Annotated in this window: 12 protein-coding genes; 10 read left to right on the top strand and 2 right to left on the bottom strand. The window is 59.6% G+C overall.

Annotated features, from left to right (window positions below; genetic code table 11):
• The 9 genes from Q7S96_04590 to Q7S96_04550 all read left to right on the top strand — a co-directional run.
• Window positions 1-224 (top strand): type II toxin-antitoxin system mRNA interferase toxin, RelE/StbE family (locus Q7S96_04590; GenBank protein ID MDO8463514.1); only part of this gene is annotated, 224 nt, incomplete at its 5' end.
• Between the two features lie 99 nt (window positions 225-323).
• Window positions 324-773 carry a hypothetical protein gene (locus tag Q7S96_04585; GenBank protein ID MDO8463513.1) on the top strand — a complete coding sequence of 150 codons (450 nt, stop codon included), beginning with the start codon at window positions 324-326 and terminating at the stop codon, window positions 771-773.
• Window positions 774-824: 51 nt separating this feature from the next.
• On the top strand, window positions 825-1,070 hold the full coding sequence (locus tag Q7S96_04580; protein ID MDO8463512.1) for a hypothetical protein: 246 nt from the start codon (window positions 825-827) through the stop codon (window positions 1,068-1,070).
• A gap of 56 nt (window positions 1,071-1,126) precedes the next feature.
• Window positions 1,127-1,966 (top strand): hypothetical protein, encoded by an 840-nt coding sequence (locus Q7S96_04575; protein ID MDO8463511.1) that lies wholly within the window; start codon window positions 1,127-1,129, stop codon window positions 1,964-1,966.
• Between the two features lie 280 nt (window positions 1,967-2,246).
• Window positions 2,247-2,771 (top strand): hypothetical protein, encoded by a 525-nt coding sequence (locus tag Q7S96_04570; protein ID MDO8463510.1) that lies wholly within the window; start codon window positions 2,247-2,249, stop codon window positions 2,769-2,771.
• A 50-nt stretch (window positions 2,772-2,821) separates the two neighbouring features.
• Complete coding sequence (locus tag Q7S96_04565) at window positions 2,822-4,273, top strand: ATP-binding cassette domain-containing protein (GenBank protein MDO8463509.1); 1,452 nt, start codon at window positions 2,822-2,824, stop codon at window positions 4,271-4,273.
• A 76-nt stretch (window positions 4,274-4,349) separates the two neighbouring features.
• On the top strand, window positions 4,350-4,691 hold the full coding sequence (locus Q7S96_04560) for a rhodanese-like domain-containing protein (protein ID MDO8463508.1): 342 nt from the start codon (window positions 4,350-4,352) through the stop codon (window positions 4,689-4,691).
• Between the two features lie 298 nt (window positions 4,692-4,989).
• Window positions 4,990-8,511 (top strand): DNA polymerase III subunit alpha, encoded by a 3,522-nt coding sequence (gene dnaE / locus Q7S96_04555; GenBank protein MDO8463507.1) that lies wholly within the window; start codon window positions 4,990-4,992, stop codon window positions 8,509-8,511.
• Between the two features lie 98 nt (window positions 8,512-8,609).
• Window positions 8,610-9,815 carry a hypothetical protein gene (locus Q7S96_04550; GenBank protein MDO8463506.1) on the top strand — a complete coding sequence of 402 codons (1,206 nt, stop codon included), beginning with the start codon at window positions 8,610-8,612 and terminating at the stop codon, window positions 9,813-9,815.
• A gap of 82 nt (window positions 9,816-9,897) precedes the next feature.
• Here the strand turns inward: Q7S96_04550 and Q7S96_04545 are convergent, their stop codons facing one another.
• The gene (locus Q7S96_04545; GenBank protein MDO8463505.1) at window positions 9,898-10,188 is read right to left on the bottom strand and encodes a hypothetical protein; all 291 of its coding nucleotides are present in this window, start codon (window positions 10,186-10,188) and stop codon (window positions 9,898-9,900) included.
• A gap of 10 nt (window positions 10,189-10,198) precedes the next feature.
• Window positions 10,199-10,378, bottom strand: a complete 180-nt coding sequence (locus Q7S96_04540; GenBank protein ID MDO8463504.1) for a hypothetical protein — start codon at window positions 10,376-10,378, stop codon at window positions 10,199-10,201.
• Between the two features lie 97 nt (window positions 10,379-10,475).
• On the opposite strand from Q7S96_04540, the gene Q7S96_04535 reads away from it, so the two are divergent.
• Window positions 10,476-11,755 (top strand): threonine--tRNA ligase (locus Q7S96_04535; protein MDO8463503.1); only part of this gene is annotated, 1,280 nt, incomplete at its 3' end.

The raw sequence follows: 11,755 nt of genomic DNA, 5'->3' as shown, positions 1-11,755 counted from the left end.
TCGTCAAGGAGATCCGGAAAGTTTCCACACCAACGCAGGCACGCATCTGGCGAGCCATTGACCGCCTCTCATCTCATTGGCATGAAGGCAAGAAGCTCTGCGGTGAGTACTCCGGCTGCCGTGTCATCCGCGTCTGGCCATACCGGATCATCTACGAAGTCCACAAACGCAAACTCCTCATCGTCATCCTCCGTGTCGCCGATCGGAAGGACGCGTATCGGTGATGTGCCTCGTGCAGCAATCGTGTCAAATCTGATGTGGTTGGTGAGAAGCGGACCTGACACGATTTTCACGATTACGGAAGAACGTGGTTATCAAAATACATGGAGAAAGACATCTACATTCGATCAATTTCCTGTGGAAGTTTTTTCTGTGATGGTTTTAATTATTCCGCAATAAAAGATTCTGTAGTGCCAAATCCAACAGAAGATGAAATCCTGAAAGATTATCTACTCGCCGCTTTCAATAACAGATCCCTAAGAGGAAATCCAGGCGCAGCAACGAGAGAAACGCTTTTCATTTGCGTTGCATGCGGAGGGTCGGACGCACTAGGTAATGATGCAAAATACGCAATAAATCTAGATGCAAAATTTAAGTACATTGATTTCATTGAGTTGAAAGAGGCGCGGAAAAATGCACGAGAAGCAAAACGGATGTCAACGTGGGCGATTATTATTTCCCTTGTATCGATCGCTGTGTCTGTGGTCGCTACCATTTTTGATACACAGATCGTTAAGATTGATTCGAACCAATTTGAGCAACTCACACAATAAGAAAGAAATGGATAATCGTGTCAAGTCCACTGTCCCTATGAATTTCAATTTATGAAAGAATATTTTACAGGGAAAAACTTTGTCATCAATGGGGCGCTTTCTCTTCCGGCGGTCTTTTTGCTCACCGTACTCATAGACCATGTTGGATTACCCGCATCACTTGGTGGCCTAGTGCTGGGCATACTAATTCCTTCTTTTGGTGTGCTTCGAAAGAAGAGAGGATGGAAAACTGCTCTAACTGTTATGATCATTGGCACAGCTATTTTGTACTTTGTGCTTATCAATTTAAACATATAGAGAAGCGGACTTGACACGATTATTCGCACTGCGATGGACAGAGAAATAGATTCGTTATGCCGAATATGATCCCACAAAATACTGACAAGCCGACGGCGGGCAAGGCAGAATCTTCAGAGAGAAGATCGTGGTCGTATGCAAGTAAATCATCACTAATGGCAACGATAGCATTTGCCTTCGTGACGGTTCCCGTAGTATCGCTGGTCCTTGGAATGATTGCAGTGGGAATGCTCAAGCAATCCAAAAAGAATTCGGAATCAGATAGAATGGTAAAGTTTGCGAGATTTGTTGCCCCTGCTTCATTGATCTTTGCGATAATGTTATTCATCATCCAAATTGTTGGTATTGCATTTGTTGCAGTTGAAAGTGCGCGTCAGAAAGCACGGCAAGCGGTTCAGGTGGGCATGGAATCAAGTGTGCCTGTAGTAATAGCAGGTTTTGAGCTGTACACCGATGAATCAAAGGGTCTTCAAGTTCTGTTTCCAGGGCAGCCAGAGGTGACCACTTTTGAGCTTAGTGGTTACCCTGGTACCCACTATAAATCCCTGTCTGTTGTAGATAGTGAAACCTATATCCAGTACAGCGTCACTTACATTGACACTGAAATTTACTCCACAGAGTCCATCAATGCCTACCTAAGCCGTTTTCCTAACGGGAAAAGTCTAGGACTTGGAGATGATGCAAAATTGGTCATTAGTGAGGCGGCGCAGTACAAAGGATTCCCAGCACGAGAATATCTGATTGAATATACAAGCGAGGGCGTCAAAATTAAAAATGAGGGTGTAGGTTTTATTGTGAACGGAGACCCGATCGATTTGTCGGTTTCCTACCCTGCTACTATGGATGGTAATGATACTCACTTTAATGAGTTCACGAGTTCATTCGTATTAAGATGATGGTGAATTGTCGCATGTGAAAAACGATGTCAAGTCCACCTATCACTCCACCGGTATTATCAACGCCCTTGCCAATGCATTCGGCGACGGAAATCGTGTCAAGTCTGCTCTGTAGAGAACACCAATCTTTTCATTATTTCGGGTTTGTCCTGGGATCCAAATGGTAAGATATTCCTCATCTTCCACACTGCCAGATTGCAGATCGGGTATTGAAATCACAAGATTTCTACAGAGCATGTCAAGTCCGATTTTCCCAGTCCCGTTTCCAATCTGATGAAATATGGCAATGGCGCACCCCGCGCTCGCTCGAGAACTCATTCGCATGATGCGTCGTGATCAACGCATGCGCATCGCGTTCGGAAAGGGGAAACGTCGGTGGGATCGGTTTCTTGATCGAGCGCATACGAAGCGCATGAAGGTGATCGTCCGGACGTACGGATGGCCAACATTCGCGATGGTTGGGAAGCGCGGCGCAGTGGCTGCATGGTTTCTCGTGCAGCATGCGGATCACGATGTGGGCTGGCAGGAGCGGTGCCGAGCACGTATGGAACGTGCGGTTGCGGAACGACAGGCGCCGCCGGAGTTCTATGCGATGCTTGTGGATCGCGTGCTCGTGAATCATGGCAAACGGCAGCGTTACGGATCGCAGTGGTACACCAACACGCGTGGTGTTTTTGCTCCACGCCTCATCCAGAATCGGAAGCAACTTGCGTTGCGCAGACGACGGATGGGGATGCGACCGTTTCGCGAGTATGAGAAGCAGATGCGCGCGATGTTTCGTCGTTGGCAACCAAAGCAGCCGTAGGAAATGGGGAAACTTGCATGAACGTGGAAATTATGGTGCAATGGGGGCCTATGGATCATGGCAATGTCATCGTGCGATTCAATAAGGTTTCGTTTGAGTACGACGAGAGCCACCCCATCCTGCATGAGGCGGATTTTTCTGTTCGGGAGCACGCGAAGATCACGCTCATGGGGCAGAATGGTGCGGGGAAGAGTACGATTTTCCAGCTCATGACCGGGGCACTCGCGCCAAAGAGCGGACAGATCAGCGTGCAGGCGGGCGCGACTGTCGCGACGGGGCTCCAGGTCATGCCGCGCGAGCGCATGGACGATTCCGTGCGCGAGTTCTTCGCGCGCGCATTCGCGGACGTGCCGCGAGCCATCGACAAGCGTATCGCCGATGTCCTGGAGACGGTGAATCTTGCCGCGCCGCTCGAGAAGGCAGTGCGGGAATTCTCCGGCGGTCAACAGGCGCGGCTGCTCCTCGCGTACGCGCTCATCCAGCAACCGGACGTCCTCCTCCTTGACGAGCCGACGAACAACCTCGACGCGGATGGCATCGCGCACCTCATCGCGTTCCTCATCATGTACGAGAAGACCGTCATCGTCATTTCGCACGACGCGGACTTCCTCAACTCCTTCACGGAAGGCGTCCTCAACTTGGACGCCCACATGCATCAGGTGGAGCAGTACGTGGGGAACTACTCGGACGTCGTGGTGGAAATCGCCGCGCGCGTTGAGCGCGACCGTGCGAAGAACGCGCAGCTCCTCAAGAGCATCCAGGACCGCAAGGACAAGATCAACTTTTTCGCGCACAAGGGCGGAAAAATGCGCAAGCTCGCGAGTAAGCTCCGCGACCAGGTGGACGAGGCGGAGGATTCCATGGTGGATGTGCGGCGTGAGGATCGCACCATCCGCGACTTCACGATTCCCACGCAGCAGGACACGAACGTGCTCGCACGCATCACCGCAGTGCGGATCATCGAGCACCACGCGCCGCGCGCAGTTCCGGTGGACATCACCATCCGCAAGCGCACCCGTCTGCTCGTGACGGGGCCGAATGGTATTGGGAAGAGCACGCTCCTGCGGACCCTCGCGGAGGGTAGCGACCCTGCGGCACAGATCCCCGAGGGCGTGCATGTGGGCTACTACCGACAGGATTTCTCCGGGCTCAACTTTGATGAGACGGTGCGTGATGCGCTTCTGTCGGTCATGGAGAAAAAGGAGGATGAGGTGCTGCGCGCCACCGCGGCGGCGTTCCTCCTCCGTGGCAAGCTCCTGGAGCAACCGATCGTGTCACTCTCCGAGGGGCAGAAGGGCCTCCTCTGCTTCGCGCGGTTCGTGCTCCAGCAGCCGGGGCTCCTGATCCTTGACGAGCCGACCAACCACATCAACTTCCGTCACCTCCCCATCATCGCGCGGGCCATTGACCAGTTCGTCGGCGGCGTGATCATGGTGAGCCACTCCGAGGAGTTCGTGAAGCAGATCACGTTCGATCAGGTACTCAACTTGGGGACGCTGTAGTCGCCGAAGGGGGCTCTGCAAGCCCCCTTTTGCATTGCGAGGAGCCCCACGACTCGTTGTTTTTTTACACGCACCTATGCCAAAGGGAAAAGTATCGTTCATCTCCAAAGAGCAGCTCTTCGAGATGCTCGAGAACGAGGAGCCGTTGACGCTCGTTGAGGTGTTGCCTGAGGAGCGGTACCGATCCGGACATCTCCCGAAGGCGATTACTATTCCGTTGCAGGAGCTGGAGGCGCGCGCGGCAGCACTCCTCCCCGATCGTGCGGCACCGATTGTGGTCTACTGCTCGAGTTTTCTCTGCACCGCATCCACGGGTGCGGCGCGGCTCCTCCAATCCATGGGCTACATCGCGGTGCGCGACTACAAGGGCGGCAAGGAGGACTGGACGAAAGCGGGATTGCCGTTGGTGACGGAGTAGGGAATCGCGCCAGCGTATCACATGAGGACACCCATCGGTTTGGCCGATGGGTGTCTGTGTGGAGTGGAAAGCCGGTTGGGCTGTATACCGGGAGGGACGTGCTCAACATCAGCGCGCGACTCCCGATGTACGTTTCCCGTTTATGCGGCGCCACTTCCGCCGCATGTACCGCGCGTGTGCTCCCAGGCATTCGTGGGAGCATCGCCCCCTCGATTACTCGATAATCGAGATCCTTCTGACTATAGCGCCACGGGTTCCTCCTGTCAAGCGGGGGATTGGTTGGCTAGAATGTGGGAGTATGGGGCAATCGTTCGTCCACCTCCACAACCACTCCCACTACTCGCTCCTCGATGGCCTCACGCGCATCGGGGAGATGGTACGCGCGGTCAAGGAGGATAAGCAACCGGCGGTCGCGCTCACGGACCACGGAGCCCTCTACGGGGCGATTGAGTTCTATAAGGCCGCCAGGAAGGCGGGGGTGAAGCCGATCATCGGCATGGAGGCGTACTACGCGCCCGGCGGTCGGCTCCAGAAGACGCAAGCGGGGGAGAAGCGGACGAACCACCTCATCGTGCTCGCGAAGAACAACGTGGGGTACCAGAATCTCCTCAAGCTCTCGAGTGCGGCACACCTCGAGGGGTTCTACTACAAGCCGCGCATTGATTGGGAGCTGCTCGACCGGTACGGCGAGGGGCTCATTGTACTCACCGCGTGCCTCGGCGGCGAGCTCGCGCAAGCGATTCTCCATGGGAAGCCCGGACAGGACGTGGAGATCGTGCAGCGGTTCCAGCGACGCTTCGGTGAGGACTACTACCTCGAGGTGCACCACCGCTCGAACACGCCGGAGCAGCGCGCGGTGAACGAGCGTCTCTACGAGCTCAGCACCGCGCTCGGTGTACGCACCGTCGCGACGAATGATTGCCACTACCTCCGCGCGGATGATGCAGAAGCCCAGGATGTACTGCTCTGCATGCAGACGAAATCGAAGCGGGAAGAGACGAATCGCCTCTCCATGATGGGGGAGAACTACTGTCTCCGTACGGCGAAGGAGATGCGCCTCGCGTTTGAGGATCACCCCGAGGCGTGCGACGCGACGCTCGCGATTGCGGAGGCGTGCGAGGTGGAAATCGAGCTCGGAAAAATTCACCTCCCGAGCTACCCCATCCCGCAGGGTGCGACGTACGATGGTGAGCTCCGGAACCTCTGCGAGCGCAATATGGATGCGCGCTACGGCAGTGCCACGCCGCAACGCCGGCAGGACGCACGGGATCGTCTCACCTACGAGCTCGGCGTCATCGCGGAGATGGGCTACTCGTCCTACTTCCTCATCGTGCAGGACTTCGTGAACTGGGCGAAGGGTCGTGGCATCGTCGTGGGGCCCGGGCGCGGATCGGCCGCAGGCAGCATCGTCGCGTACCTCTGCAAGATCACGAACCTCGACCCGCTCGCGTACGATCTCCTCTTTGAGCGTTTCCTTGCGCCCGGGCGCATCCAGATGCCGGACATTGACCTCGATTTCGCGGACCATCGCCGCGATGAGGTGCTCTCCTACGTGCGCGAGAAGTACGGCGAGGATCACGTGGCGCAGATCATTACCTTTGGGACGATGGCCGCGCGCGCGGCGATTCGCGACGTGGGCCGCGTGTTGGATGTACCGTACACATTTTGTGATCGGCTCGCGAAACTCATCCCGTTCGGCGCGACGCTCGAGGAAGCAGAGCGGAAGGAGCCGGAGCTCAAAGCACTCCTCGCTGCGGATGAGACCACACGCGCGCTCATCGCCATCGCGAAGCGTTTGGAGGGTGTCGCGCGGCACACCTCCACGCACGCGTGCGGCGTCATCATCAGCGCGAAGCCGCTCACGGAGCACGTCCCCATCCAGCGCGCTTCCGCGGACGATGCGACCATTGTCACACAGTACGAGATGCACGCGGTGGAGGACATCGGGCTGCTCAAGATGGACTTCCTCGGCCTCTCGAACCTCTCGATCATCGAGCACACGGTGAACCTCGTGCGCCAGCGTGGCGAGGAGATGGACATCGAGCAGCTCCCGCTCGATGACGCGCGCGCGTTCGCGCTCCTCCAGCGCGGGGAGACCACGGGGTGCTTCCAGGTGGAGTCCGGCGGCATGAAGCGGTACCTCAAGGACCTCAAGCCGTCGGAGTTCGAGGACATCATCGCGATGGTCGCGCTGTACCGTCCTGGACCCATGGATCTCATTCCGGAGTACATCGAGCGCAAGTTCGGGCGCAACCCCGTCACGTACCTCCACCCGAAGCTCGAACCGATCCTCAAGAACACCTACGGCATCCTCGTGTACCAGGAGCAGCTCATGCGTCTCGCGCGGGACCTCGCGGGGTTCTCGCTCTCCGAGGCGGACGTGCTCCGGAAGGCGGTGGGCAAGAAGATCAAGAAGCTCCTGGACGAGCAGAAGCAGAAGCTCGTGGACGGCATGATTGCGAACGGTATCAACGACAAGCTCGCAAGAAGCATCTGGGTGTGGATCGAGCCGTTCGCACGGTACGGATTTAATCGCAGCCACGCCGCGTGCTACGCACTCATCGCGTACCAGACCGCGTACCTCAAGGCGGTCTATCCCGCGGAGTTCATGTGCGCGCTCCTCACGTCGGAGCGAAGCGATACGGACCGGCTCTCTGTGCTTATCCAGGAGTGCCGCGAGATGCAGATCCGTGTCCTAGGGCCAGACATCAACCAGAGCGACGAGATGTTCACCGTCGTCCCGCAGGCGGATGGGACGCGCGCGATCCGCTTTGGGCTCTCGGCGGTGAAGAACGTTGGCGAGCACGTTGTGGGTGCGATGGTCGCGGAGCGCACCGCGCGCGGGATGTTTGCGGATCTCGAGCAGCTCCTCAGCCGCGTACAGGATAAGGATTTTAACAAGAAGTCGCTCGAGTCACTCATCCGGAGCGGCGCGTTCGATCGGTTCGGCGAGCGGGGACAACTCCTCGCGAACATTGATCGCCTCCTCGCGTTCAATAAGGAGGCGGTGCGCGATGCGGCGACTGGTCAGGACAACCTCTTTGGGTCCATCGGTGCGCGTATGGCGCTCGAGCTCCGCGATGCGGAGCCGGTGGTGCAGCGCCTCCTCCTCGCGTGGGAGAAGGAGCTCCTCGGCCTGTACCTCTCTGCGCACCCGTTCGCCGCGTCCGTCGAGGTGTTTGGCGATGCGATCACCGCGATCGCGGCGTGCAAGGGGACTGGAGTGGGTGACGGGAGTGAGGTGCTCTTTGGCGGAGTCATCGCGCGCACGAAGCGCATCGTGACCAAGAAGGGCGACCCCATGCTCTTCGCGGAGGTGGAGGATCACACCGCGTCGATCGAGGTCGTCGTGTTCCCGCGCGTCCTGGAAGCGAATCCGCAGGCGTGGATGGAGGAGACGACGGTGCTCGTGCGCGGGAAGCGATCGGACAAGGACGGGGTTCCAAAGGTGCTCGCGGATCGCGCGGTGCAGGTGCTTCCCGGGCGGGAGCGCGATGCGCTCGAGCAGATTGGCGTGCAGACCCGTGGGCGCACCGAGCAGCGCTCCCTCCTCCTCCATCTCCCGCCGGGGTTCTCCCAGGAGCAGCTCACGACACTCAAGCAGCTCCTCCAGCAGCACCCGGGCACGGTGCCGGTGCGTCTGCGATCCCCGAGCGGCCACGTCCTGAGTACCGGCATCGCGGTTGCGCCCATGAGCGACCTCCGCGACGCGCTCGAGTCGCTCCTCGGTGCCAGCGCGGTGCACGAGGAGGTCTCGATCTTCGGCGCTCCCGCGCCAGCTTCGGAGACAAGGCCATTCCCCCGTAGCGGAAACCTTTAGGTTTCCACGGTAGCGCGAGCACTCCGCCTACAGCGCACGGTCGGATGGAGGTCTAAAGACCTCCGCTACGTCATTGCTCCATGCTATACTGGAGACCTATGCCGAAATCACAGCGTTCCCGTGTGCCGCGCAGCAGGAAGCGGATGTGGAAGCCCACGACAACAGCGGAGAAGCTCGCGGTGTCGTTCGTGGGGGTCGTCATTGCCATTGCGCTCGCGACGGCACTCTTCTCGCTCGGGCGGGTGGAGTTGATCGTCCAAGTGCGCGCGGTGCCCATTCGTGCCGATTTCGACGTGGCGGTTATTGGCGGCGTGCACCGCGGCGATGAGCTCGCGGGTCGCATCGTCGCGATTGACGGCGTGGCGACCGTCGAGCGATCGGTGGAGTCCGTGGGGGATGCCGTGGACCTCGCGACGCTTCCGCCGCAGCAGGCGACTGGTACCGTCACGCTCGTGAACACGCACAGCGTCGCGCAGACGCTCGTGGCGACGACGCGTCTCCTCACACCGGAGGGCGTCCTCTTCCGTCTCGATCGCTCGGTAGCCATCCCCGCCGGCGGGAGGGTCGAAGCGGTTGCAGTGACGGCGGATGCGTCGGGTGTCCATGGAAATATCGGGTCGTCGAAGTTCCGCATTCCCGGACTCTCGCCGTGGCTCCAGGAGCGCATCTGGGCGGAGTCCGCATCGCCGATGTCAGGTGGTCAGGGGACATCGGATGTCGCGGGCGCGGCGAAGCCGGTGGTGACTCAGGAAGCGCTCGATGCACTCAAGCTCGCTGCGCGCGATGCGGCACGCGCGGATTTCACCCGTCGCGTCGCAGAAGCGGTGTACGCGGGAGAGGAGGCGACGATCCTTGAGCAGTCCGTCGTCACGGAGACGGACGTGGCGGTCGGTGATGCACTCGCGTCCATGAGCGCGACCGCGGTTGCGAGCGGACGCATCCTCATTTTGCCGCGCGGGGCGCTTGTCGAACGCGCGCGCGCGGAGCTCGAGGAGGCCGCGCTCGTGCAGGGCCGCACGCTCTTGCGTGTCCATGAGGACACCCTCGCTGCTCGCGTTGTGGTGCTCGAGGAGGGGACCGGACGCGCCACCATCGCAGTGACGGCGACCGGTGATGCCCGCGTGGGGCAAACGCTCGAGCAGTTTGATGTCTCACGCATCGTGGGATTCACCCCAGCGGATGTGCAGACCTCCCTCCAGTCCATTCCCGGCGTCGAAGGCGTTGAGGTACGGCTCTGGCCATTCTGGGTGGACACCGTTCCCGCGAACGGCAAAGTTGAAGTGGAACTTCGGGAGATGGAGTGATGCGAGGCGGTCACGAGAGAAACAAGAGACACCCCGCTGCGTGATCGCAGCGGGGTGTTCGCGGAATGGTGCGTGCGCGTCGTTAGGCGAAGGGGGTGTTCAGTCGGGCACGCACGCGCACCACACGGATGCCCTTCCTGCGTTGCGCGCGCTTCGGGATTGGCTTGTCTGGTGGGAGGACCCGACCCAACAGGAGGGCTTGGGTCGCATCGAGCGCGATGAGCCACCGAGCGGTCGCGAGTGCTTCCTTGAGCGTTCTCTCCCCCCTGTACACTCTTTGGGAGAGTGCGGGAACGGACACACTGTAGTTGTCGTTCGATTCCTGCTCCAACAGCACGGTGTGCGTTGCGGTCTTCGGGAAACGTTGGGACATGATCTCCTCCTCACCAGAAATAGTACAGCAACGCGAGCGAGCCGATGGCTGCAATGAACACGACGAGCGCGAGGAGCGCGCATCCGCCATCACCACGTCGGGACGTGCGCTCGTCTATGAGCACCTCACCCGCGACCTCGGCGATGCCTTCAGCGGCGGCTTCGATGACCCCGCCAACTAAATCGTCCATGAGCACCTCACTTGGGAATGGACTCCATTACACACACGGTAGCAGAGACGAGGTTGCACGTCAAGCCACTGGTGGCTACCATGGAAGATACCCCACTATGCCGCAACCAACCATCGAAACCATCCGTCACTCCACCGCCCACCTCCTCGCTGCGGCGGTCATGGAGCTGTATCCCAAGACCCGCCTCGGCGTGGGGCCGGTCATCGAGCACGGCTTCTACTACGATCTCGATGTGCGGGATGCCAACGGTGACTCCGTACGGCTCTCGCCGGACGGACTCCCCGCGATCGCGGAGAAGATGCGCGAGATCATCGCGCGTGGCGATGCGTTCCGACGCGAGGAAATGCCCATCGCGGACGCGGTGCGCTTCTTCAATGCTCGCGGTCAGGAGTTTAAGAGTGAGCTCCTGCGCGATCTCCAGGAGCGCGGGACAACCGCCGTGCGCGCGGAGGAGCAACAGGATCTCGGCGAGCGGCCGGATGTCGTGAGTGTCTACCACACGGGAGCGGACTTCGCGGATCTCTGCCGTGGGCCACACGTGGCGAGCGCGAAGGAGCTCGGCGTGTTCTCGCTCACGAAGCTCGCCGGCGCGTACTGGCGCGGTAAGGAGGAGAACCCCCAGCTCCAGCGCATCTACGGTGTGGCATTCCTCACGCAGGAAGAGCTTGATGCGCACCTCACCATGCTCGTAGAGGCCGAGCGTCGCGACCACAAGAAACTGGGCAAGGAGCTTGATCTCTTTGTATTCTCGCCGCTCGTGGGACCCGGGTTGCCCATGCTCACGCCGCGCGGGACCACGATGCGCAACGCGCTCACGGATTTCGTGTGGGACCTCGAGCGACCGTACGGGTATGAGCAGGTATGGATCCCGCACATCACGAAGCGGGAGCTCTACGAGACATCGGGGCACTGGGACAAGTTCTCCGATGAGCTTTTCCACGTTGCGACGCGCGAGGGGCACGAGTTCGCCCTGAAGCCCATGAACTGCCCGCACCACACGCAGATCTACGCGAGCCGTCAGCGCAGCTACCGTGAGCTTCCCATTCGCTACAAGGAGGTGACCACGTGCTACCGCGACGAGCAGACCGGCGAGCTCTCCGGACTCGCGCGCGTCCGCTCGCTCACACAGGATGATGCGCATGTGTTCTGTCGCATGGCGCAGATTGCGGATGAGTGCCTGAAGATTTGGGACATCGTGGATCGGTTCTACGCGAAGTTCGGCATGCCGCTCATCGTCCGGTTCTCGCGCCACGATCCGCAGCAGATGGACAAGTACCTCGGCACACCCGAGGTGTGGCAGCAGGCCGAGGCGCAGCTCCGGCAGGTCATCGAGCAGCGCGGCATCACGTCCGTCATTGACGGTCTCGGCGAGGCGGC

It is taken from the genome of bacterium (genome assembly GCA_030647005.1).
Classification (GTDB): domain Bacteria; phylum Patescibacteriota; class Patescibacteriia; order JACPHY01; family JACPHY01; genus JAUSKG01.
This window is presented reverse-complemented; position numbering and strand designations above follow the sequence as displayed.